This is a genomic window from Caballeronia arationis, assembly GCF_001544975.2.
GTDB classification, from domain to species: Bacteria; Pseudomonadota; Gammaproteobacteria; order Burkholderiales; family Burkholderiaceae; genus Caballeronia; species Caballeronia arationis.
The window spans coordinates 56,377-78,538 of record NZ_FCOG02000001.1 but is presented as its reverse complement, the minus strand read 5'-3'; the positions used below and the strand labels follow the sequence as shown (position 1 = coordinate 78,538).

Sequence of the window (22,162 nt, the reverse complement as noted above, 5' to 3'; positions counted from 1 at the left end):
CGGCGCCGCCACGCGGCTCCGCAGTCGAGCGCAACCCTGTTGCATGGGACCAGAGCAAGCGCTCAAGCGCCAGCTCTGGTCGACAAGGAAACCGGCATGACGGGACTGGACAACGCGATTTCGACGCTCCTCGCCAGCCGGGCCGAGCTGCTCCTGTCCGCGATCCGTCCGTCGCCGGGCGCCACCGCCGGCCAGACGACGACCCAGACCGGCACGTCCGAACTGCTCGTCGAGGCGCAGCCAGGCACGGGCGGTGCGCAGAACGGCGCGTCGGGCGCGGCCGGGGCGTCGGCGCAGACGGCGCTCAGCACCGTCGCGCGCACGCTCGATGCCATCTCCCGCTTCGGCGGCGGCGCCACGCCGGCGCTTACCGGCAACACCCCCCTCTGGCCGACCGCGCCGCGTGCAGCGAGCGCCTTCGCCGCGCTTTCCAGCGGCTTCTTCGACCAGGCATTTTCCTCGCCTTCCACGCTCGGGGCAGTCGCGAATGCGGCCGCCGCCCGCGCCGCGAGCGAGCCGGCGCCGCCGCTGCCCGCCAGCGTGCTGGCCGCGGCGCTCTCGAAGACGGTCGGCGAAAGCGGTCTTTTCTACGAATCCCATCTCGTCGAGTGGCTAGCTGGCCAGCGCCCGGCGGCCTCGCTCGTGGGCGAGCCGCAAGCGCGCGTCGATCCGCGCGCACTGGCGCTTCCTCTCGACGTCCCCGATCAGCCCGCCGACGCCGATGTCTGGCTCGACGACCCGGCCGCGCCGCAACGTTTTCCCGGTGCGGCCGGCCTGCCCGACGGCGCCGACCTGCCGTCCCTGCAGGGGACGGCGCACGCTTTCGTGCCGCCGCGCAACGCGGAACAGGCTGCGGCGCTCGCGCATTCGTTGCGCGATGCGCCCGCTTCGGTGTTTTCTCCGGCGGGATCGACGGCGGGGAGCGCGGCGGCGCCGGCGCCGAAGGAGTCGGCCGTGCAGGCCGCGCTGATGGCGGGAATCCATCCATCGACGATTCCGCTCGTGCGCCAGCAACTTGACCTGCTCGCGAACGACCAGTTTCGCTGGTCCGGCGAGGCGTGGCCGGGCGCGCGCCTCGAATGGGAAATCGCGCCGCAGGAACGGGACGCGCGCGCACCGGACGCCGGCGTGTCTGCCGAGCGGCCGTGGCGCACGCGCGTGACCTTGTCGCTGCCGACGCTCGGCACCGTCGACGCCGATCTGGTGCTGACCGGCGACAAGCTCGTGGCTCGGATCAACGCGGGCGCGCACGGCGCGGCGCGCCTTGTCGCGGACGGCGAGGCGTTTCGCGAGCAGCTCGCGGCGGCGGGCATCGGACTGGCGGGGCTGTCGATTCGCGCGGTGGGCGGTGCGGGCGAGGGCATCGACGCCGGGACGTCTCCGGGCGCTGCTCGCCCATCGAAGCCGGTGCCGTCGCCGCTCGAGCATCTGTTTCGGGCGCCGGGCCGTTCCAGAGGGGCGGGATCGTGAGCGCCCCGAACTATCCGTCCGACGTCCGCAAGCAGGCGACCGCGCTTGCCTATGACAACCCCAACCGCGATGCGGCCCCGCGCGTGGTCGCGAAAGGCTACGGGATCGTTGCGGAGATGATCGTGCAGCGCGCGAAGGAAGCGGGGCTGTATGTGCACGAATCGCCGGAGATGGTGTCGCTGTTGATGCAGGTCGATCTCGACGCGCGCATTCCGCCCGCGCTGTATCAGGCCGTGGCCGAATTGCTGGCGTGGCTGTATCGGCTGGAAAACGGCGATGCGGCGGGGGAGTCCGCGCCCTCGCCTGCACCCTTGTCCCCGACGAGAAACCCCCGCTTGCCGCGCTGACGAGCCGCTCGTCGCGCGCCTACGCCGTAAACACCCGCGCGACCTGCGACGCGTGATCGAATCGTCCGGGCAGCGTGCCGTAGACACGACCCGTTTGCCCGCACGTATGCCCAAGCCTCGTCTCGATGAACGCGTCGGCGACCGCTTCCGGCGCATGTCGCGCGAGCAGCACCGCCTGCGCCGTCAAAACCAGTTGCTGGGCGATCCGCCGCGCCGATGCCTCGCGCGTCGCCGGATCGTCCGTGAGTGCGCGCACGAGCGCGTCGAGCGCCGGAGCCAGGGCCGGATGCTCGCGCGCCGTTTCCTGCCACGACGCGAACAGCGCGTGCGCGGCCTCGGTCTCGCGCTCGAACGCCCGCAGCACGTCGAGACACATCACGTTGCCCGAGCCCTCCCAGATCGAGTTGACGGGCGCCTCGCGATAGAAGCGCGCCATCGGCCCGGTTTCGACGTAGCCGTTACCGCCCCACACTTCCATCGCCTCGCCGGTGAATTCGAGCGCGCGCTTACAGACCCAGAACTTCGCGGCGGGCGTGACGAGCCGGCGCCACGCCCGCTCCTCGGGCGCGCCGCCGGCCGTGGCGCTCGTCCCGAACGCGCTCGCGAGCCGCATGAAAAGCAGCGTGGCGGCTTCGGATTCGAGTGCCAGGTCGGCAAGCACGTTGCGCATCAGCGGCTGGTCGACGAGCTTCGCGCCGAACGCGCTGCGATGTCGCGCGTGGTGGATCGCCTGCACGAGCGCGGCGCGCATCAGCGCCGCGCTGCCGATCACGCAGTCGAGCCGCGTGTAGTTCGCCATTTCGATGATCGTCGGCACGCCGCGCCCTTCTTCGCCGATCATCACGCCGTATGCGTCGAGAAATTCCACCTCGCTGCTCGCGTTCGACCGGTTGCCGAGCTTGTCCTTCAGGCGCTGCACTTCCACCGTGTTCCTGCTGCCGTCGGGGGCGAAGCGCGGCACGTAGAAGCACGAGAGCGCGTCGCTTTCGCCCGCGCGCGCGAGCACCAGGTGCGCGTCGGATTGCGGCGCGGAAAAGAACCACTTGTGCCCGATCAGCCGGTATTCGCCGCCGCGCCCGGGCGTGCCGGCCGCGTGGGCGCGGGTGCGGTTGCTGCGCACGTCCGAGCCGCCCTGTTTCTCCGTCATGCCCATGCCGACCAGCATCGAACGCTTGCCTTCGGAAAGCGGAATGTCGCGCGGATCGTGCTCGCGCGACAGCAAGGCGTCGCGCAGGGTCGCATAAAGTGCCGGCTCCTTTTGCAGCACCGGAATGCTGGCGAAAGTCATCGTTGGCGGACACAGCGAGCCGGATTCGAGTTGGCCGTGCAGGAAATAACCGGCGCAGCGCGCGGCCATCGCGCCCGCCTTTTCCCGATGCGCCGCCTCGAACGGAAGCGCGTGGAGCCCCTCGCGCCGCAAGAGCGCGAGCAGTTCGTGCCACGCGGGATGAAACTCTATGGCGTCGATGCGCTCGCCGCGCGCGTCGTGGGTGTGCAGTTCGGGCGAATGGCGGTTGGCGAGATCGGCGAGCGCGAGCACGTCGGGCTGCGTCAGCGCGCGGCCGTGACGCGAGAGCGCTTCTGCATGCCATTCCGCGCCTTCGCGCGCGAGCGCGGCGACGAGCGCCGGATCGGCCGAAAACATGTCGTAGCCGGCGAGCGGCGGACTCTGGTTGAAGACATCGTGCGTCTCGCCGAAGCGCGGCGGTCGTGAAGGCGTGCTCATCGTCGGTCTCCCGTCGGCAAGAGTGGGCGCTGACTCCGGTCCCATGCGCCTCACTTTGGTCCCATGCAAGGTAGTGGCTGTCTTTGCGAGAAACGCCGCGCTGCCATGCCGGCAATGTCACGGCGCCTGAAAAGATTCACGCATCGCCGTGATCAAACGGACTTAATGCGCGCGACCGTTCATCTCGAATTTAAGAATCATAGGCGGCGCATTCGTTCGATGCCTAGAGGAAAGACTCGCCGAAAAGCCTTTCGAAATCCATGCGCCGCGCGGGCGCTGAGCCCCGTCGCTGAAAGGCGTGGCGCACGCGAATGCGAAGTTGAGGTAAATCCGATTTTTTATTTAGACAACCTGAACTAAGGAATGCCGATCCTATAATCAGCGCCGCTTAAATGGGGCTGCTGTGCAATCACGCATTTCGAGGAAAGCATTTCATGAGCATTAACGTTATTCAATTGGTACAAGGCGCTTTGACCGAAAGCGTGTTGCAGCAGCTCGCGACACGCATCGGAGTGGCTCCCGAGTCTGCGAAGCGTGTGGTCGGCCTGGTGGCCCCGGCGCTGGTCGGGTCGCTGATGAACAAGGCGGCGTCGCCGGAAGGTGCGCGGGGGCTGTTCGCCGCGGTCATGTCGCCGGACACGAACGCGAACATCGTCGAGCAGTTGCCGGCGCTCGTGCAGGGCGACGGCCTGCAGAAGCTGCTCGGCCTCGGTACGCGTCTCGCGGGCGCGGTGGCGCCGGCCGAGCGTCTCGAAGCGCTGAGCGGCTCGGTCGCTCAGCAGACCGGCGTGGCCGCCAGCGCGACGCATGCGCTGACGGGCGTGGTCGGCACGACGCTGCTCGGCATCCTCAAGCACTACTTCACGCAGCACAACGGTAATGTCGGCGCGTTGCCCACGCTGCTCGGCCATCAACTGCCGTTCGTGAAGCCGAACCTGAACGACTCGGTCGCGAGCGCACTCGGTCTCGGAAGCGCAGGCAGTTTCCTCGCCGGCGTGGGCGCGCAGATGAAGGCGGTGTCGTCGCATCTGGAGCATCCGTCGGCGCAGAACGCGCGCGTGTCGGCCGTGAACAACTCGATCGACAAGATCGTCGTGCAGGAAAAGGCCAGCAAGAAGAAGTGGTGGTGGCTCGCGGTGCTCGCCGCGCTCGCGCTTCTGGCGGCGCTGCTCGGCCGCGGTTGTGTCGGCGAGAAGCAGCAGACCGCGGCCGAGCCGGCTCCGGCGCCAGCAGTCACCGCTTCGGAAGCATCTGCAGTGGCGGCCGCGTCGGCGGCTGTCGCTGCGGCGCCCGCTTCGGAAGCCGCTTCGCAACCGGCCGTCGTGCCGACGAAGGACGCGACTCTCACGTTCTCCGTCGACAAGGCCGGCATGCCCGCGCTCAACGCGACGGTTGGCAGCGAAGGCGAGAAGAAGACCCTGCTCGACGCGCTGACGGCGAAGTTCGGCGAGGGCAAGTTCACCGCGAACGTGACGGTCGATCCGGAGACGAAGCCGGCATCGTGGCTCGACAAGCTGGACGGCCTGCTTCCGCTGATGGCGCTGCCGGGCGCGGAAGTGAAGCTCGCGGGCGAGAAGATCGAACTGAGCGGCACGGCGGCGGATGCGAAGCTCGGCTGGCTCGACAAGCTGAAGAACCTGTTCGGCGCGGGCTTCACGATCGGCACGTTCGACGTGAAGCAAGCCGTGGCGAGCGCGAAGGACTCGTTCCTGAACGCGTTCAGCACATTCAAGGCGGACGACTGCGCGGCAACGGATGTCGCCAAGGTGCTGAACCTCCAGGTCATCAACTTCTCGACGGGCTCGGACGTGCCGCCGCAAGACGCGCAACTGGCGCTCGCGAAGTCGGCTGAACTGCTGAAGAACTGCACGACGGCCGGCAAGACCGTGAAGATGGAAATCGGCGGCTATTCGGACAACGTCGGCCGTGCCGAGTCGAATGTTGCGCTCTCGAAGAAGCGTGCGGAAGCGGTGCGCGCGTACCTCGTGAAGCACGGCGTTCCGGCCGAATCGCTGATGGCGCAAGGCTACGGCGACGCCAACCCGGTCGCGGACAACTCGACGGCAAGCGGCCGCTTTGCAAACCGCCGCATCGAGTTCAAGGGACAGGAATAAATAGCCAGACGGGCGATGCTTCGCATTGCGCGTGATTGAAAACGCCGTCCGCGTCGAGCGGGCGGCGTTTTTTCGTTCAGCGCGGCTTTGGGCTCGGATTGCGCGACGGAAACCGTTCCGCCGACAGGAAATCCTGACCCAGATTCGCGGGCAAAGTCTCGCGCACGACATCGAGCCACGCGCGCGCCGCATGCGACAGATAGCCGTTGCGCCTCCAGCCGACGGCCATGTCCCAGTGAATCTCTGGCGCGACGACCGGGCGGCAGGTGAACGTGTCTGCGTCGAGGCGGCGGCAGTAGGGCGCCGGCAGCAGCGCGATACCGACACCCGCCTGCACCAGCGCCGCCATGAAGTCCCAGTGGCCGCTGCGCCCGACGATCGTCGGCGAGAAGCCCGCTTCGCGGCAGGCGTTCAGCACGACGTCAGAGAGCGCGAGGCTTTCGCCGTAGAACACGAACGGCTCGCTGGCGAGGTCCGCGAGCGCGACTTCCGCTTCCTGATCCCAGCGCGAGCCTTTCTGCGCGACTAGCCAGAGAAGCTGTCGGCTGACCGGCAGCACGTCGAACATCGCGAGGTCGACGGGTTGCAGCACGCCACCGAGTTCCAGTTCGCCGTCGAGGAGCGCGGCCTCGATCGCTTTCGATCCGCGTTCGAACAGCTTCAGCTCCACCTTCGGATAACGCTGCCGGAACGCCGCGATCGCGGGCGTGAAGAGCGAGCCGCCCATCGGCGGGATGCCGATCGTCAGCGTGCCGCGTCCGAAGGTGCCGAGATCGTTGAGCTCGGCTTCGAGAAGCGCGTGCGCGGCAAGGACGTCGAGTCCGCGCTGATAGACGATCTGGCCGGCGTCGGTCAGCACCATCTGGCGCCCTTCGCGCAAGAGGAGCGGCGAGCCGATTTCGTCCTCGAGCGCCTTCACCATCTTGCTGATGGTCGGCTGCGTCACGAACATCTGCTCCGCCGCGACGGTAAAGCTTTTCTGCTTCACGACTTCGACGAAATATCTCAGCGCCCGCAGCTCCATTCAGCTCTCCATGATTCCGAAATGGAATGTTTCAGATAAGTTTAAGTCATTTTTATTATGTTTAAGGGCACTCTATACTCGGCCTACAGGTTAACCCTAATCCGACGTATCGAGGCCCCACCATGTCCTTTGTCATCGCTGTCTTATCGAACGCCATCGGCTCACAGGGCGCGATCGGCCGTTTCATGCGGATCGCGCTGCAGAGCGCGGCGCTTGCGGCCATCTGGTTCGTCGCCGATGTCGTCGCGCGCAAGCTGGCGCTGCCGGTGCCGGGGGGCGTCGTCGGCTTGCTGGCGCTGCTCGCGCTCCTCTTTTGCGGCGGCGTCGCGCCGCGCTGGGTGAAAGCCGGCGCCGACTGGCTGCTCGCCGACATGCTGCTGTTTTTCATCCCCGCTGCGGTGGCGGCCGTGCAATACGGCGGTCTCTTCATGGAAGACGGCTGGCGCCTCGCGCTCGTCGTGGTCGGCGGAACGCTGATGGTGATGGTCGCGGTGGCATTCGCCGTCGATCGCGCTGCGCGCCTCGAACGACGTCTTGCACTGCGCCGCGCGATCGTCGCGCGCCACGCGGCGCGGGCGTGATGCTTGATTGAGCACCGGAACCAGCCAGCCATGAGCCACTTCTACGCCTCCCTGTTTGCCGACGACGCCGCGCGTCTCATCGCAGCGGGCTGTTTCGTGCTGACGATCGCGCTCTATTTCGGGTCGAAGCGTCTCTACGCACGTTTCCGGAGTCCGTGGCTTACGCCGATGCTGGCCGTTCCGGTCGTGCTCGCGTTCGTCGTGGTGCTCGCACGGATTCCGTATCCGGTCTACTTCGCCGACACGCGCTGGCTCATGTGGCTGCTCGGACCGGCGACCGTCGCGTTCGCCGTGCCGATCTACGAATACCGCCATCTTCTGAAACGGCACTGGATTTCGCTCTCGGTCGGCGTGACGGTCGGGATTCTGGTCGCGGTCGGCGGGTCGCTCGCGCTCGCGAAGCTGCTGCATCTGTCGCCGGAATTGCAGCGCAGCCTCGCGACGCGTTCGGTATCGACGCCGTTCGCGCTCGCCGTCTCCGACAAGATTCACGCGCCCAAGGATCTCACCGCGCTTTTCGTGATCGCGACGGGCGTCTGCGGCATGCTCTTCGGCGAGATCGTGCTCGCGCTCGTGCCGCTGCGCACGCGGCTCGCGCGCGGCGCGCTGTTCGGCGCGGCGGCGCACGGCGTCGGCACCGCGAAGGCGCGCGAGCTCGGCAGCGAGGAAGGCGTCGTCGCGAGCCTGACGATGATGATCGCGGGCGTCGTGATGGTGCTGATCGCGCCGCTGCTTTCCATCCTGCCGTTCTGAGCGGCGCGCTTCGCGCCCTCAAACACGCCGCGCATTTTTGCTACAATCGCCATTCGCTTCCGAGGAGCGTTGCGACGGTTTCAGCATCAGCGAAGCCGCCAGGCTCGGAGCATTCAATCCGGACGGTTCGAAGGCGTGTTAAGCGCTCGTTGACCCGCCGCATCGAACGGCGCTCACGTCAACATTTCTAGCTTATTTAGAAAGGAGGGCGTGATGAACGCCGCAGTCATCGATTCCAAGACTTCCAACGATTACGTCGTCGCCGACATGGCGCTTGCCGCCTGGGGCCGCAAGGAACTCAACATCGCCGAGACGGAAATGCCCGGTCTCATGCAGACGCGCGAAGAGTACAAGACGCAGCAGCCGCTGAAGGGCGCGCGCGTCGCCGGTTCGCTGCATATGACGATCCAGACGGGCGTCCTGATCGAAACGCTCAGGGCGCTCGGCGCCGACGTGCGCTGGGCATCGTGCAACATCTTCTCGACGCAGGATCACGCCGCCGCCGCTATCGCCGCGGGTGGCACGCCGGTGTTCGCGTTCAAGGGCGAATCGCTCGACGAATACTGGGAGTTCTCGCACCGCATCTTCGAATGGCCGAACGGCGAATTCGCCAACATGATCCTCGACGATGGCGGCGACGCCACGCTCCTGCTGATTCTGGGCTCGAAGGCCGAAAAGGACCGCTCGGTCATCGCAAAGCCGACGAACGAAGAAGAAGTCGCGCTGTACAAGTCGATCGCGAAGCATCTGGACGCAGATCCGGTGTGGTACTCGACGCGCCTGAAACACATCCAGGGCGTGACCGAAGAAACCACGACCGGCGTGCATCGCCTGTACCAGATGGAAAAGGAAGGACGCCTGCCGTTCCCGGCGATCAACGTCAACGATTCGGTCACGAAGTCGAAGTTCGACAACCTGTACGGCTGCCGCGAGTCGCTCGTCGACGGCATCAAGCGCGCCACGGACGTGATGATCGCGGGCAAGATCGCGGTCGTCGCGGGTTACGGCGACGTGGGCAAGGGCTGCGCGCAATCGCTGCGCGGCCTGGGCGCGACCGTGTGGGTCACGGAAATCGATCCGATCTGCGCGCTGCAGGCGGCGATGGAAGGCTATCGCGTCGTGACGATGGAATATGCCGCCGACAAGGCCGACATCTTCGTGACGGCCACCGGCAACTATCATGTGATCGCCCACGATCACATGAAGGCGATGCGCAACAACGCGATCGTCTGCAACATCGGCCACTTCGATTCGGAAATCGACGTCGCGTCGACGCGCCAGTACACGTGGGACAACATCAAGCCGCAAGTCGACCACATCATTTTCCCGGACGGCAAGCGCATCATCCTGCTGGCCGAAGGGCGCCTCGTGAACCTCGGCTGCGCGACCGGCCACCCGTCGTTCGTGATGTCGAACTCGTTCACGAACCAGACGCTCGCGCAGATCGAACTGTTCACGCGCGGCGGCGAGTACGAGAACAAGGTCTACGTGCTGCCGAAGCATCTCGACGAAAAGGTCGCGCGCCTGCACCTGTCGCGCATCGGTGCGGACCTGACCGTGCTGTCGGAAGAACAGGCGGGCTATATCGGCGTCGACAGGAACGGCCCGTTCAAGCCGAACCACTACCGTTATTAAGCGGTTTACGGTAGCGCCGACGTAGGCAAAAAGCGGGCGAGGGCGGCAAGCCTTCGCCCGTATTCACGAATGCCGTAGACAACAATTCACCGGAGAATCATCGATGACCGTGCTGCTGACCTGGCTGATCAATGCGCTCGCGCTCCTGATCATCACCTATCTCGTGCCGTCGATCCACATTCGCAATTTCGGCACGGCGCTGATCGTCGCGATCGTGCTGGGCCTGATCAACGCGGTACTGCGCCCGGTGCTGATCCTCTTGACGCTGCCAGTGACGGTGCTCACGCTCGGGTTCTTCATCCTCGTCGTGAACGCGCTCTGTTTCTGGCTGTGCGCGACGCTGCTGAAAGGCTTCGAGGTGTCGGGATTCTGGTCGGCGTTCTTCGGTTCGATTCTCTACAGCATCGTGTCGTGGCTGCTGTCGGCGCTGATCTTCGGGCAGCGCAACTTCGGGTGACGTGACGTCTATGTCGCCCGTACATTGATCATCATGAAACCGATCGAACTTTCATTCGAATTCTTCCCGCCGAAAACGCAGGAAGGCGTCGACAAACTACGCGCTTCGCGCGCGCAACTCGCGCTTCTCAAGCCGAAGTTCGTCTCCGTGACGTTCGGCGCGGGCGGCTCGACGCAGCAAGGCACGCTCGACACCGTGCTCGAGATGAAGCAGGAAGGACTGGAGGCGGCGCCGCATCTGTCGTGCATCGGGTCGTCGAAGGAGAGCCTCAAGGCGATCCTCGGACAGTACCGGGAAAACGGCATTCGCCATATTGTCGCGCTGCGCGGCGATTTGCCTTCGGGCATGGGCGAGGTCGGCGAACTGCGCTACGCGTCGGAGTTGGTGAGCTTCATCCGCGCGGAACATGGCGACTGGTTCAACATCGAAGTGGCCGCGTATCCGGAATATCACCCGCAGGCGCGAACGCCCAAGAGCGATCTCGAGAACTTCGTGCGCAAGGTGCAGGCGGGCGCGAACTCGGCGATCACGCAGTACTTTTATAACGGCGACGCGTATTTCCGGTTCATCGACGAAGCGCGCAAGCTGGGTGTCGATGTGCCGATCGTGCCCGGCGTGATGCCGATCACGAACTTCACGCAGCTAATGCGTTTTTCGGAGATGTGCGGCGCGGAAGTGCCGAAGTGGATCGCGCGCCGGCTGGAAAGCTATGGCGACGACCGCGAGGCGATTCGCAATTTCGGACTGGATGTGGTGACGGATTTGTGTCGCCGCCTCATCGACGAAGGTGCGCCGGGGCTGCATTTCTATACGCTGAACGGCGCGGCTGCGACGAAGACGATTTGTGAGCGGTTGAATCTGAAAGGGGTTTGACGCACTGCCAGTTTTGCCCGCGCGGCGTTCGCCGCGCGGTTCCTGTGTTCTCTCGTTTCCGTTCCAATTCCCCCGCTCGTTTCACTTTTTCAGCCCGTCGTATCGCACGCCGCAACCGATATTTCGCGCTCCGACCTATCACCTCCGCGCATCGTCGATAACACAACCGTATCGAAAAGCGCTGCCACGAAAAAATCCTCGAAAAATCAACCGCACGCGCGTAATTTGTTCGTGCTACGGTAGCGCCCGAATTCGCCGTCGAGCCCGTTTTTCGCGCACCTATCCGCGCACCGGGGCGCTTGAAAATCTTCGATAAGAAAGCGTTCCTTACAGATGCCCGCGGAAAAACGCCACGCGCGGAAGACCCGGAGCCGGACGGCATTCACCGCGTATGTTTCGCACATCGCCCTGTTAGCCGTACTTTGCCGCGCCAGGACAGGTCACTGCGGATTTCACGCGAAATCCGCTGCCTTGTTCGGGTCGGTAAAGCTCAGTAATATCGCGTCACGCTGGAACAAAGCCAGCACCGAACCTGGAGGAAACATGAAAAAAGATGGCCTGTTGCGAGCCGCTCGTGTGTCGATGCTCGTAGGCGCCGCCGTCACGGCATCGCTCTTTGCAGCGACCGCCGCCAACGCCGCAATCCCGAACAAGACGCTCGTGTATTGCTCGGAAGGCAGCCCGGCCGGTTTCGATCCCGCTCAATACACGACGGGCGTCGATTTCACCGCGAACACGTTCACCGTGTACAACCGCCTCGTCGAATTCGAGCGCGGCGGCACGAAAGTCGAGCCCGGTCTCGCGGAAAAGTGGGAAGTCTCGTCCGACGGACTGACTTACACCTTCCATCTGCGCCACGGCGTGAAGTTCCAGACGACGTCGTTCTTCAAGCCGACGCGCGAATTCAACGCGGATGACGTGCTCTTCACGTTCAACCGCATGCTCGATCCGAACCAGCCGTTCCGCAAGGCGTACGCCGTGCAGTTCCCGTACTTCACCGACATGGGCCTCGACAAGCTGATCACGAAGGTCGAAAAGGTCGATCCGTACACGGTCAAGTTCACCCTGAAGGAAGTCAACGCGCCGTTCATCCAGAACCTGGCGATGGAATACGCGTCGATCCTCTCGGCCGAGTACACCGACAAGCTGCTGAAGGACGGCAAGGCCGCCGACATCAACCAGTATCCGGTCGGCACGGGCCCGTTCATCTTCCGCAGCTACACGAAGGACGCGACGATCCGCTTCGATGGCAACCCGGACTACTGGAAGCCGAGCGAAGTGAAGGTGTCGAAGCTGATCTTCTCGATCACGCCGGACGCCGCCGTGCGCGTGCAGAAGATGAAGAACAACGAGTGCCAGGTGATGAGCTATCCGCGTCCGGGCGACATCGAGACGCTGAAGGCCGCATCGAATCTGGACACGCCGTCGCAGCCGGGTTTCAACGAGGGCTACGTCGCGTACAACGTGACGAAGAAGAACCTCGGCAACACCGACGTGCGCCGCGCGCTCGACATGGCGATCAACAAGAAGGCGATCATCGAATCGGTGTATCAGGGCGCGGGCCAGGCAGCCACCGCCCCGATGCCGCCGACGCAGTGGTCCTACGACAAGAACCTGAAGGCGCAGGCCTACGACACCGCGAAGTCGAAGGAACTGCTCGCGAAGGCAGGCTTCCCGAACGGCTTCGAAATCACGCTGTGGGCGATGCCGGTCCAGCGCGCGTACAACCCGAACGCGCGCCTGATGGCGGAGATGATCCAGGCCGACTGGGCGAAGATCGGCGTGAAGGCGAACATCGTCTCGTATGAATGGGGCGAGTACCTGAAGCGCGCGCACGCGGGCGAGCACGACGCGCTCCTGATCGGCTGGACGGGCGACAACGGCGACCCCGACAACTGGCTCGGCACGCTGCTCGGCTGCGACGCGGTGAAGGGCAGCAACTTCTCGAAGTGGTGCTACAAGCCGTTCGACGACCTCGTCTCCAAGGGCCGCGTGACCAACGACGTCGCGCAACGCACGAAGGCGTACACCGACGCACAGCAGATCTTCGGCCAGCAACTGCCGTTTTCGCCGATCGCGCACTCGACCGTCTACCAGCCGGTCAGCAAGAAGGTGACGGGCATGAAGATCGAGCCGCTCGGCTACGTCCGTTTCGACGGCGTCGGCATGCAGTAAGCTTGAGAGCGGTACGCTTTTTGCACTAACTCATAACTAGTCGAAAAGGTCCGGCGACAAGGGTCACGAGCCCGCGTCGCCGTTCGCATTTTTCCTCCCCCAAAGAGACGACCATGTTCCGATTCGTTTTGCGGCGCATTGGGATGGTGATTCCGACGTTCATCGGCATCACGATCCTCGCGTTCGCACTCATCCACCTGATCCCGGGCGACCCCATCGAAGTGATGATGGGCGAGCGCGGCGTGGACCCGGCGGCACACGCCGAAGCAATGAAGCGGCTCGGGCTCGACCAGCCGTTGCCGCTTCAATATCTCCACTACGTCGGACATGCGCTGAAGGGCGACCTCGGCATGTCGATCATCACGAACACGAGCGTGATGGGCGAGTTCATGGCGCGCTTTCCCGCCACCGTCGAGCTGTCGATCTGCGCGATGATCTTCGCGCTCGTGGTCGGCCTTCCGGCGGGCGTGATCGCGGCACTGAGGCGCGGCACCGTCGTCGATCACGGCGTGATGGGCACGGCGCTCACCGGCTATTCGATGCCGATCTTCTGGTGGGGCTTGATCCTCATCATGTTCTTCTCCGCGAAGCTCGGCTGGACGCCGGTGTCGGGCCGCATTGCGGTCGAATACGACATTCCGCACGTCACGGGCTTCATGCTGTGGGACGCGCTCTTCTCCACCGACGAAGGCGCGTTCAGGTCGGCCGTGAGCCACCTGATCCTGCCGACCATCGTGCTCGGCACGATCCCGCTCGCGGTGATCGCGCGCATGACGCGTTCGTCGATGCTCGAAGTGCTGCGCGAGGACTACATCCGCACAGCGCGCGCGAAGGGTCTCGCGCCCGCGCGGGTCGTGGTCGTGCATGCGCTGCGCAACGCGCTGATTCCCGTCGTCACCGTGATCGGCCTGCAGGTCGGCACGCTGCTCGCGGGCGCCGTGCTGACCGAAACGCTGTTCTCGTGGCCGGGCGTCGGCAAGTGGCTGATCGACGCCATCTCCCGGCGCGATTATCCGGTCGTGCAGGGCGGCATCCTGATGATCGCGACGCTCGTGATTCTGGTGAATCTGGTCGTCGATCTGCTCTACGGCGTGTTGAACCCGCGCATTCGCCACACGAGGTAAAAACATGTACCCCCACGCTCACATTCGTTCGCTGCCCCCCAAGGGGGCGCATGTCTCCCTTGAGACGGCTCGGCGGGAGGCATGATGGCCGACATCCAAAACAATCTCCCCCCGCAAGCCGTCACGCCGCCGCCGAGCGGACGCCTCGTCGCGGGCCGCGAGTTCTGGGCGAACTTTTCGCGCAATCGCGGCGCCGTCGTGGCCGGTTTGATCGTGCTCGTGCTGATCTTCGTCGCGATCTTCGCGCCGCTGATCGCGCCTCATAGCCCGATCGAGCAATATCGCGACTACGTCAAGATTCCGCCCGCGTGGATTCAAGGCGGCAATCATCAGTTCCTGCTCGGCACCGACGAAGCCGGCCGCGACATCCTCTCGCGCCTGATGTACGGAGCGCGGCTATCGTTCTGGATCGGCTTCGTGTCGGTCGTGCTCGCGCTGATTCCGGGCGTCGTGCTCGGCCTCTGCGCCGCGTTCTTCAACTGGCTCGACACGCCGATCATGCGCGTGATGGACGTGCTGCTTGCGCTGCCGTCGCTGTTGCTGGCGGTGGCTGTCGTCGCGATCATCGGACCGGGACTCGTCAACACGATGCTCGCAATCGCGATCGTCGCGCTGCCGGGTTACGTGCGGCTCACGCGCGCGTCGGCGCTCGGCGAACTGCAGAAGGAATACGTGACGGCATCGCGCGTCGCGGGCGCGGGCACGGTGCGGCTCATGTTCTCGCAGGTGCTGCCAAACTGCGCGGCACCGCTGATCGTGCAGGCCACGCTGGGCTTTTCCTCCGCGATCCTCGACGCCGCCGCCCTCGGCTTTCTCGGCCTGGGCGTTCAGCCGCCGGCCGCGGAGTGGGGCGCGATGCTCGCCTCGGCGCGCGACTACATCGAAAGCGCCTGGTGGATCGTCACGATGCCGGGTCTCTCGATCCTGGTCTCGGTGCTCGTCATCAACCTCCTCGGCGACGGGCTGCGCGATGCGCTCGATCCGAAACTCAAACGGATGGCATGACATGAGCGATCTACTGACTATCCGCAATCTCGAAGTTCGCTTTGGCGGCACGCAGGCGGTCGACCGCATCGACCTGTCGGTCAAGCCGGGCGAAGTGGTGGGCGTGGTCGGCGAATCCGGCTCGGGCAAGAGCGTCACGATGATGGCGCTGATGGGCCTGATCGATGCGCCGGGCGTCGTCACCGCCGACGAGATCACCTTCGACGGCAAGAATCTGCTGAAGGCGTCGGCGCGCGAGCGTCGCCGGATCATCGGCAAGGACATCGCGATGGTGTTCCAGGACGCGCTGTCGAGTCTGAATCCGAGCTACACCGTCGGCTATCAGATCAAGGAAGTGCTGAAGCTGCACGAGGGCCTGCGCGGCGACGCGCTGAACCGCCGCACGCTGGAGCTGCTCGACCAGGTCGGGATTCCCGACGCGAAGAGCCGCGTCGATGCGTTTCCGCACCAGATGTCGGGCGGCATGAACCAGCGCGTGATGATCGCAATGGCGGTCGCGTGCAACCCGAAGCTTCTGATTGCCGACGAGCCGACCACCGCGCTCGACGTCACGATCCAGGCGCAGATCATGGAACTGCTCGTGCAGTTGCAGAAGGAGCGCGGCATGGCGCTCGTGCTGATCTCGCACGATCTCGCCGTTGTGTCGGAAGTGGCGCAGCGCGTGGCTGTGATGTACGCGGGCGAGATCATCGAGACGAATTACGTGCCGACGATCTTCAGCGAGCCGCATCATCCGTACACGGAAGCGCTGCTCGCCGCGATTCCCGAGCACAGCCGCGGCGCCGAGCGTCTCGCGGCGTTGCCGGGCATGGTGCCGGGACGCGACGACCGTCCGAGCGGCTGTCTTTTTGCGCCGCGATGCAAGTATGCTGTCGATGATTGCTGGAAAGGCCGTCCGGCGCTGTTCCAGCTCGACCCGAACGACCCGGCCGTGCGGGCGCGCTGCATCAAGCCGCTCAACATGCAGGCCGTAGAAGCCTAGGAGGCGCGCGATGAACGCGGTCCCTCAAGACCTCACTCACAACAAAGACATCGTCCTCGCCGCCGACAAGCTCGCGAAGCACTATAGCGTCAAGCGCAGCATGTTCACGCAGGGCACGGTGAAGGCGCTCAACGGCGTGTCGTTCGCGCTCGAACGCGGCAAGACGCTCGCCGTGGTCGGCGAATCGGGCTGCGGCAAGTCGACGCTCGCACGCCAGCTCACGATGATCGAACTCCCGACCGCGGGCCGTCTGCTGATCGACGGAGAAGACGTCGCCGGCGCCGATGCCGCGAAGATCGCCGCGTTGCGCCAGCGCGTGCAGATGGTGTTCCAGAACCCGTTTGCATCGCTCAATCCGCGCAAGACGGTTGCGCAGACGCTCGGCGAGCCGCTCGCAATCAACACGAAGCTCACGGCCAACGAACGCGCAGAGCGCATCGCGCACATGATGCGCACCGTCGGGCTGCGGCCCGAACACGTGTCGCGCTATCCGCACATGTTCTCGGGCGGCCAGCGCCAGCGCGTGGCGATCGCGCGGGCGATGATCCTCGAACCGCAGATCGTCGTCGCGGATGAGCCGGTGTCGGCGCTGGACGTATCGATCCAGGCGCAGATCCTGAATCTCTTCATGGATCTGCAGGTCCAGTTCGGCACGAGTTATGTGTTCATCTCGCACAATTTGTCCGTCGTCGAGCATATCGCCGACGACGTGATGGTCATGTACTTCGGCGGCGTCGCTGAACTCGGCGACAAGAAAACGATCTACGCGCACCCCCGTCATCCGTACACGCGCGCATTGATGTCGGCGACACCTGCGATCTTCGAGGAAGACCGCACGATCAAGATCAAGCTGCAGGGCGAGATGCCGTCGCCGCTCAATCCGCCGTCGGGCTGCACGTTCCACCAGCGCTGCCCGTATGCGATCGAGCGATGCCGCAATGAAGAGCCGGTCCTGCGCTACGTGGATGGACGGCACGTCTCGTGTCACCGCGCCGAGGAGGTGGGGGAAGCCGATGCCTGAATTGCGGGCGGCGCGCACGATCACGCGCCGCTTCGCGTTTGGCGCAGTGGCAGCGGTGCTGGCGCTGGCCTGCGCGCCATTTGTGCTTTTCGCGCCTGACGCGTGGGCCGTGGGTGGCACGCCTCCCGCGGCCGTGCAGCCGCGCGGCGCGTCCCCGGTACAGGCGCCGCCGCCCGCGCGCACCGACCGTTCCGATGGCACCACGGCAAGCGGCCCGGTGCGCGCCCAGCCGCCGCGGATGCCGTTCTACGTCGCGACCAAGGGTCAGACGACGCTCTATCTGCTGGGCACGCTGCACGTCGGCTATGCGAACGACTATCCGCCGGACCAGCCGTTTCGCAAGCCGATTCTCGCGGCACTCGATGCCTCGCCGGTTCTGGCGCTCGAAATCTCCCCCGACGATCTGCTCTTCTCGCAGGAAGATGTGCAGCGCTACGGCATGTGCCGCAGCGAGTGCCTGCTCGACTATCTGCCCGATTCGATGTGGAAGGAGGTCGAGGCACGCATGCGCAGCAATCCGGCTGCGCTCGCGCAACTGCGGCACACGCGGCCGTGGCTCGCGTCGATGCTGGTCGAGACCTACGACACGCTCAAGGCCGGTTTCCTCAGCGAGTACGGCACCGAGGCGCAATTGCAGAACGTCTATTTGCGGGCGAAGGGAAGGATCGTCGGACTGGAGACGCTCAACGAGCAAATATCGACGTTCACGCGGCTAACGTCGGCGCAGCAGCGGGAAATGCTCGCGCAGGATCTGGTGCAGACACCGGCGGAGAATGTCGCCGACGTGAAGGAGCTGCATCGGCTATGGCGCGTCGGTGATGCGGATGCGCTCAAGGCCTGGGACGACACCAAGGGGCAGAAGCTCGCGCGGTCGAAGGCGCTCGCGGCTGCTGTCGACAACCGCGTGGTGTATGAGCGCAACCGGCGGTTCGTCACGCGCATGCTGGCATTGGCCGCGCCGAACAAGCCGTTGTTCGTGGCCATCGGCGCGCTGCATCTCGGCGGGCAGCGCGGCGTGCTCGAATTGCTCAGGCGGCATGGGTTTGTGGTGGAGTCGGGTTAGAACGATCGCTGCATTGCCTCGAGAGGACCATTTGCTGGCGTCATTTCGTCCATTTAGGACGATACGTATGGATATGACTAATTTGGACGATGACCGTGGCGAACATTCAGCGCGCGTCTATCTAACCAAGGAGTCTCGTTCATGCCTGAAGTGATTACGGACAGCCCGGATCGGCAAGGACACCGCGGGGGTTTCGTGCCGGTCAGATGCTCGACCTTGACGCGGTAGCGAGCGACCATGATTCGCACTTTTCTGTGTATGGGCGACAGGGCCGGAGAGGCAGTAATCGTTGAGGGATTGGAAACCAGCACCTATTCGCACGACGGCGCGCGCCTGAAACTCGTCACCGTCTACATGCAGACGTACTGTCACGCGTGCAAGAAGACGGGCTTCATTTGCCCGTCCGGCCCGCGGCTGCCTGGAACAGCTGAAAACGGAAAACTCTGGGCGTTGAGCGGCGATATCAATATTTGCGACTGCAAGCCAGCGCCGGTATTTTGGGCGCAGCGCAATATGACAATGCGCCTTACCGGGGAAGACATAGCGCACTTGAGCATGTCCTCTGCGGCTTCGCTGGATGAGCGCAGTGCCCGTCATGAATTCAACGAGAAGTTTGTGTTGCTCGACGAGAGTGGCGTTCCGGTCGCGTTCACAGCTTATGCAGTCGAGCGCGAATCCGGACATGTTGAACATGGCGTGAGCGATGCGGATGGGCACACGCATGTGCTCGCGCAAACGCAGTCTGCCGAGCGCGTGAAAATCTATGTGGAGTAGATGAAATGAGCGCAGTCATGGGGCCGAATGGCAAGCCGTTGCGATGGGTTGCGGACATGTTCACCACGCCCGTGATCGATCACCGTCCGAAAGAGGTTTTGATCTGTGCTCATCCAGATGTCGCCGTCCAGGTGGCTGATTTCATCGTCGGTGAAATGAAGCGAAATCCGTTCACCGAAGCTGGACGCGAGATTGCGGAGGCGAACAGTTACGATGTGGCAAAGGAAATGAAGGAATGGAATGCCTTGCCGTGGTACGCCAAATTGGGTGGGTCACCTGATTTCGGGAGCACCGCCGTAGGGAAGAAAGCCGAAGCTTATGCGCTATGGGCGGAATGGGTGGGACCAAAATGCAAATGGGATCACAAGCCGCAAATAAAAAACATGCTCGAAGGCCGAGGCGGAAGCGCGTTATTTAATCGTGGCTGGCAAAAGTATGGACAGCACGATTATTTTTACGACATTTGGTCGAACATTCACTTTGGCTATGTAGGGATCGCAATTGGCTTCGATGAGGCCGAACTTATTAACGGAGCCGGTCTGGCTCAGATTGGAAGCGATGCGATTCGCGATTTAGGCCGGCGACGCTGGCCAACGACGCAAGACCATCCGAAAAACGGACCTTGGCCCGCAAGCGCTGACGACGTTCCCGATCATATTTCGATTCAGTTGGGCATCGATTTGTTCGCCGAGACGAAGCCGCATGCGCTTACGGCGGATAGCTTGTTGCGAAAGGTCTCTGCCGTACCCGTTCCTTGGGGAAAGGGGCAGGATGTAGCGAAGCGGTTGCATCGGTGCTCCCAATGACCACGCGGAGGGTTCTGTCCCACTTGTTCGTGGCGCTGTGCGTTGCCTTCTTCCTGTGGACGCTGTTCTGGCTCATTTGCCGTCCAGTAGTGATATTGCATTACGACGAAGGCGCCCGCGAACCTGTGGTGTATTTTTTCAATAACAACCACAGCATAACCAAAGACGAACTTCGCCCAGGACAAGTCGAGCGCTTTTATTCAGAGCTTTTCCCAGAAGCGGATTCATTCATGGACATTAGTCTTCCGATGTCGAGTCGCGATGGCGTCGAGATAAAACCGCCCTTTAGCCGTGTTGATGTCTACATCAATGGCGCGGCGAAGATCGAAAAGGTGGAAACCAAGTTTGGATTCTTCGACCGGTTCGGGGCACGATGAGCGCGCGCCGGGTCGCGCGCCATCTATTCCCGGCGCTCTGCACCGCACACCTGGTATGCGTCCGGTTCTTGTTGAACGAGTCGAGATGAAATATGAATTTCTTGACCGGTTCTAGCGGAGCCTCAGTGGTAATCGATGTCTTGTGAGAGCCTTTCGCCCCTTTCGGGGCGAACCGCGCAACCTACAAAAACATCAACCAGTTCAACAACAAAATATTCACAACCAGCAAAGACAAAGCCGTCGGCACCTGCACCTTGATTACGGCATTCTTGTCAGGCAACTCCAGCAATGCAGCCGGCACGATATTGAAGTTCGCGGCCATCGGCGTCATCAGCGTGCCGCAGTAGCCGGAGAACATGCCGATCGCGACCATCGTCGCCGGATTGCCGTGGAACACGCCCACCAGAATCGGCACGCCGACACCGCCCGTCATCACCGGAAACGCGGCGAAGCCGTTGCCCATCACCATCGTGAAGAGCGCCATGCCGACGCAGTACACGGTCACCGCGACCAGCCGGTAGTCGAGGTTCACATAGGCCGTCGTCACGTGCGCGACCGCCTTGCCGACGCCCGCATCCGAGAAAACCAGCCCGAGCATGCCGAGCATCTGCGGCAGCACGGCCGCCCACGAGAGCGCATCGATCAGCCGTCGCGCTTCCTGCATCGATTGCCCGACGGTATCGCGCGTCATCACACAGGCAATCGCGAGCGCGATCACGCAGCCGATGCCGAAACCGATCAGCGTCACGTTCTTCAGTTCGATCAGCGGCGTGCCGCCGAACACGAGATGGCTCGCGCCAAGCGTCACGATCACGGTCACGACCGGAATCGTCAGCGCGGGAATGAAGAGCTTGTTGCCGAGGCGCACCGCGCTCTGGCGGCGCGTCTCTTCGGAGAGCATCCTGGGCTTTGCGCCGGTCACGCCGCCAAGGCCGGCGATCAGCGCCATCGCGATCACCAGCACGCCGACCACTGCAGGCGGCAGCAGGTCGCCGATCAGGAAGACGAGTGCATAAACCAGCCAGAACGTGCCGGCCGTGAGCCGCCGCGGATGCGACTTGTCCGTCAGGATCATCCCGCCGACGACCACCAGCACGATGCCGACCAGATAGAACAGATAGTTGATCGTGAGCGTCATGCCTTTTCTCCCGCGACGTTCCGGGTCAGCGCATCGAGTTCGCGCGCGAGTTGCCGGTCCAGCAGCCACAGCCGGAAGCCGTGGATGAGAAACGCGCAGATCGCGGTCGGGATGCCCCACACGGCCACATGCAGCGGCTCGACGACGATCCCCGCTTCCTTCAGGAAGGTGACCATCAGCACGATCGCGCCGAACGCGACGAAGATGTCCTCCCCGAAGAAGAGTCCGACGTTGTCGGTTGCGGCGGAATATGCGCGCAGCTTGAAGCGGATCTGGTCGGAGAGCTTGCCGTAGCGCGCTTCGGTCGCGCCCTCGGCCATCGGCGCGAGGAGCGGCCGCACCATCTGTGGATGACCGCCAAGCCCGGTCAGGCCAACGGCCGCCGTCAGTTCGCGAATCAGCAGATAGACGATCAACAGGCGCCCTGCCGTGGCCGCCTTGATGCCGGAAATCCAGATTTGCGCGCGTTCGCGCAGTCCGTGGCGCTCCAGAAGGCCGATCACCGCGAGCGGCAGAAGAATGATCAGCGGGATGTTGCGGGTCTTGAGAAAGCCGGTGCCGATCGCAGCGAGAATGCGGTCGAGCGGAAAATGCGCCGCAAAGCCAGTGACGATCGCGGCGGCAGCCACGATCAGCATCGGATTGAAGCGCAGGATGAAGCCTGCGATGATGACGGCCACGCCTATCAGCGGCCATAGATTGACTGCGGTTGCCATG

At 64.0% G+C, this 22,162-nt stretch carries 20 protein-coding genes, 1 pseudogene and 1 riboswitch; of the genes and pseudogenes, 17 read left to right on the top strand and 4 right to left on the bottom strand.

The genetic code is table 11. The annotated features are described in order from the left end of the window. The first annotated feature begins 96 nt into the window (after positions 1-96). Together fliK and AWB81_RS00400 are read left to right on the top strand one after the other, a co-directional pair. Entirely contained in the window at positions 97-1,470 is a 1,374-nt protein-coding gene (gene fliK / locus AWB81_RS00405) for a flagellar hook-length control protein FliK (RefSeq protein ID WP_062631927.1), read from the top strand. After that, complete coding sequence (locus AWB81_RS00400; RefSeq protein WP_062631926.1) at positions 1,467-1,817, top strand: EscU/YscU/HrcU family type III secretion system export apparatus switch protein; 351 nt, start codon at positions 1,467-1,469, stop codon at positions 1,815-1,817. Before fliK ends, AWB81_RS00400 begins: the two co-directional genes overlap by 4 nt. Before the next feature lie 19 nt (positions 1,818-1,836). Here the strand turns inward: AWB81_RS00400 and AWB81_RS00395 are convergent, their stop codons facing one another. Then, complete coding sequence (locus tag AWB81_RS00395) at positions 1,837-3,543, bottom strand: isovaleryl-CoA dehydrogenase (RefSeq protein ID WP_062631925.1); 1,707 nt, start codon at positions 3,541-3,543, stop codon at positions 1,837-1,839. A 434-nt stretch (positions 3,544-3,977) separates the two neighbouring features. Between AWB81_RS00395 and AWB81_RS00390 the strand changes: the two genes are divergently transcribed. Next, on the top strand, positions 3,978-5,657 hold the full coding sequence (locus AWB81_RS00390; protein WP_062631924.1) for an OmpA family protein: 1,680 nt from the start codon (positions 3,978-3,980) through the stop codon (positions 5,655-5,657). Positions 5,658-5,733: 76 nt separating this feature from the next. On the opposite strand, the gene AWB81_RS00385 is transcribed toward AWB81_RS00390, so the two are convergent. Then, the gene (locus AWB81_RS00385; protein WP_062631923.1) at positions 5,734-6,681 is read right to left on the bottom strand and encodes a LysR family transcriptional regulator; all 948 of its coding nucleotides are present in this window, start codon (positions 6,679-6,681) and stop codon (positions 5,734-5,736) included. Between the two features lie 122 nt (positions 6,682-6,803). Between AWB81_RS00385 and AWB81_RS00380 the strand changes: the two genes are divergently transcribed. The 14 genes and pseudogenes from AWB81_RS00380 (at position 6,804) to AWB81_RS00315 (ending at position 20,307) form a co-directional block, all read left to right on the top strand. Beyond that, positions 6,804-7,262 carry a CidA/LrgA family protein gene (locus tag AWB81_RS00380; RefSeq protein WP_062631922.1) on the top strand — a complete coding sequence of 153 codons (459 nt, stop codon included), beginning with the start codon at positions 6,804-6,806 and terminating at the stop codon, positions 7,260-7,262. A 30-nt stretch (positions 7,263-7,292) separates the two neighbouring features. Then, positions 7,293-8,015, top strand: coding sequence for an LrgB family protein (locus AWB81_RS00375; protein ID WP_062631921.1), 723 nt, complete (start codon positions 7,293-7,295; stop codon positions 8,013-8,015). A gap of 55 nt (positions 8,016-8,070) precedes the next feature. Continuing rightward, positions 8,071-8,197: riboswitch (S-adenosyl-L-homocysteine riboswitch) on the top strand. 31 nt (positions 8,198-8,228) lie between these two features. Further along, positions 8,229-9,650, top strand: coding sequence for an adenosylhomocysteinase (ahcY, locus tag AWB81_RS00370; protein ID WP_062631920.1), 1,422 nt, complete (start codon positions 8,229-8,231; stop codon positions 9,648-9,650). A gap of 103 nt (positions 9,651-9,753) precedes the next feature. Further along, positions 9,754-10,107 (top strand): phage holin family protein, encoded by a 354-nt coding sequence (locus AWB81_RS00365; protein WP_062631919.1) that lies wholly within the window; start codon positions 9,754-9,756, stop codon positions 10,105-10,107. 33 nt (positions 10,108-10,140) lie between these two features. Further along, positions 10,141-10,980 carry a methylenetetrahydrofolate reductase [NAD(P)H] gene (gene metF, locus AWB81_RS00360; RefSeq protein ID WP_062632075.1) on the top strand — a complete coding sequence of 280 codons (840 nt, stop codon included), beginning with the start codon at positions 10,141-10,143 and terminating at the stop codon, positions 10,978-10,980. Between the two features lie 543 nt (positions 10,981-11,523). Then, positions 11,524-13,155, top strand: coding sequence for an ABC transporter substrate-binding protein (locus AWB81_RS00355; protein WP_062631918.1), 1,632 nt, complete (start codon positions 11,524-11,526; stop codon positions 13,153-13,155). Positions 13,156-13,268: 113 nt separating this feature from the next. Beyond that, positions 13,269-14,279: an ABC transporter permease subunit gene (locus AWB81_RS00350; RefSeq protein ID WP_062631917.1), complete on the top strand. Its 1,011-nt coding sequence runs from the start codon at positions 13,269-13,271 to the stop codon at positions 14,277-14,279. An 84-nt stretch (positions 14,280-14,363) separates the two neighbouring features. After that, positions 14,364-15,284, top strand: a complete 921-nt coding sequence (locus tag AWB81_RS00345) for an ABC transporter permease subunit (RefSeq protein ID WP_062632074.1) — start codon at positions 14,364-14,366, stop codon at positions 15,282-15,284. Position 15,285: 1 nt separating this feature from the next. Further along, positions 15,286-16,280: pseudogene (locus AWB81_RS00340) on the top strand (ABC transporter ATP-binding protein). Continuing rightward, positions 16,277-17,287 carry a peptide ABC transporter ATP-binding protein gene (locus AWB81_RS00335; protein ID WP_062631915.1) on the top strand — a complete coding sequence of 337 codons (1,011 nt, stop codon included), beginning with the start codon at positions 16,277-16,279 and terminating at the stop codon, positions 17,285-17,287. Before AWB81_RS00340 ends, AWB81_RS00335 begins: the two are co-directional and overlap by 4 nt. Continuing rightward, on the top strand, positions 17,280-18,350 hold the full coding sequence (locus tag AWB81_RS00330; protein ID WP_062631914.1) for a TraB/GumN family protein: 1,071 nt from the start codon (positions 17,280-17,282) through the stop codon (positions 18,348-18,350). The genes AWB81_RS00335 and AWB81_RS00330 overlap by 8 nt, the downstream gene beginning before the upstream one ends. A 237-nt stretch (positions 18,351-18,587) precedes the next feature. Continuing rightward, the gene (locus AWB81_RS00325; RefSeq protein ID WP_143753599.1) at positions 18,588-19,124 is read left to right on the top strand and encodes a PAAR domain-containing protein; all 537 of its coding nucleotides are present in this window, start codon (positions 18,588-18,590) and stop codon (positions 19,122-19,124) included. Positions 19,125-19,129: 5 nt separating this feature from the next. Continuing rightward, positions 19,130-19,930: a polymorphic toxin type 44 domain-containing protein gene (locus tag AWB81_RS00320; RefSeq protein ID WP_062631912.1), complete on the top strand. Its 801-nt coding sequence runs from the start codon at positions 19,130-19,132 to the stop codon at positions 19,928-19,930. A gap of 29 nt (positions 19,931-19,959) precedes the next feature. Beyond that, a complete protein-coding gene (locus tag AWB81_RS00315; RefSeq protein ID WP_235025684.1) occupies positions 19,960-20,307 on the top strand; it encodes a hypothetical protein in 348 nt (115 codons plus the stop codon). Positions 20,308-20,488: 181 nt separating this feature from the next. Here the strand turns inward: AWB81_RS00315 and AWB81_RS00310 are convergent, their stop codons facing one another. Beyond that, complete coding sequence (locus tag AWB81_RS00310) at positions 20,489-21,445, bottom strand: DUF979 domain-containing protein (protein ID WP_062631910.1); 957 nt, start codon at positions 21,443-21,445, stop codon at positions 20,489-20,491. Beyond that, positions 21,442-22,161: a DUF969 domain-containing protein gene (locus AWB81_RS00305; RefSeq protein WP_062631909.1), complete on the bottom strand. Its 720-nt coding sequence runs from the start codon at positions 22,159-22,161 to the stop codon at positions 21,442-21,444. The genes AWB81_RS00310 and AWB81_RS00305 overlap by 4 nt, the downstream gene beginning before the upstream one ends. Between the last annotated feature and the right edge of the window lies 1 nt (position 22,162).

What these genes read in the sequence shown, in the direction of transcription:
- fliK (WP_062631927.1), top strand. Translation starts at nt 97, where the DNA reads ATGACGGGACTGGACAACGCGATTTCGACGCTCCTCGCCAGCCGGGCC.
- AWB81_RS00395 (WP_062631925.1), bottom strand. Translation starts at nt 3,543, where the DNA reads ATGAGCACGCCTTCACGACCGCCGCGCTTCGGCGAGACGCACGATGTC.
- AWB81_RS00390 (WP_062631924.1), top strand. Translation starts at nt 3,978, where the DNA reads ATGAGCATTAACGTTATTCAATTGGTACAAGGCGCTTTGACCGAAAGC.
- AWB81_RS00385 (WP_062631923.1), bottom strand. Translation starts at nt 6,681, where the DNA reads ATGGAGCTGCGGGCGCTGAGATATTTCGTCGAAGTCGTGAAGCAGAAA.
- AWB81_RS00380 (WP_062631922.1), top strand. Translation starts at nt 6,804, where the DNA reads ATGTCCTTTGTCATCGCTGTCTTATCGAACGCCATCGGCTCACAGGGC.
- AWB81_RS00375 (WP_062631921.1), top strand. Translation starts at nt 7,293, where the DNA reads ATGAGCCACTTCTACGCCTCCCTGTTTGCCGACGACGCCGCGCGTCTC.
- ahcY (WP_062631920.1), top strand. Translation starts at nt 8,229, where the DNA reads ATGAACGCCGCAGTCATCGATTCCAAGACTTCCAACGATTACGTCGTC.
- AWB81_RS00365 (WP_062631919.1), top strand. Translation starts at nt 9,754, where the DNA reads ATGACCGTGCTGCTGACCTGGCTGATCAATGCGCTCGCGCTCCTGATC.
- metF (WP_062632075.1), top strand. Translation starts at nt 10,141, where the DNA reads ATGAAACCGATCGAACTTTCATTCGAATTCTTCCCGCCGAAAACGCAG.
- AWB81_RS00355 (WP_062631918.1), top strand. Translation starts at nt 11,524, where the DNA reads ATGAAAAAAGATGGCCTGTTGCGAGCCGCTCGTGTGTCGATGCTCGTA.
- AWB81_RS00350 (WP_062631917.1), top strand. Translation starts at nt 13,269, where the DNA reads ATGTTCCGATTCGTTTTGCGGCGCATTGGGATGGTGATTCCGACGTTC.
- AWB81_RS00345 (WP_062632074.1), top strand. Translation starts at nt 14,364, where the DNA reads ATGGCCGACATCCAAAACAATCTCCCCCCGCAAGCCGTCACGCCGCCG.
- AWB81_RS00335 (WP_062631915.1), top strand. Translation starts at nt 16,277, where the DNA reads ATGAACGCGGTCCCTCAAGACCTCACTCACAACAAAGACATCGTCCTC.
- AWB81_RS00330 (WP_062631914.1), top strand. Translation starts at nt 17,280, where the DNA reads ATGCCTGAATTGCGGGCGGCGCGCACGATCACGCGCCGCTTCGCGTTT.
- AWB81_RS00325 (WP_143753599.1), top strand. Translation starts at nt 18,588, where the DNA reads ATGATTCGCACTTTTCTGTGTATGGGCGACAGGGCCGGAGAGGCAGTA.
- AWB81_RS00320 (WP_062631912.1), top strand. Translation starts at nt 19,130, where the DNA reads ATGAGCGCAGTCATGGGGCCGAATGGCAAGCCGTTGCGATGGGTTGCG.
- AWB81_RS00310 (WP_062631910.1), bottom strand. Translation starts at nt 21,445, where the DNA reads ATGACGCTCACGATCAACTATCTGTTCTATCTGGTCGGCATCGTGCTG.
- AWB81_RS00305 (WP_062631909.1), bottom strand. Translation starts at nt 22,161, where the DNA reads ATGGCAACCGCAGTCAATCTATGGCCGCTGATAGGCGTGGCCGTCATC.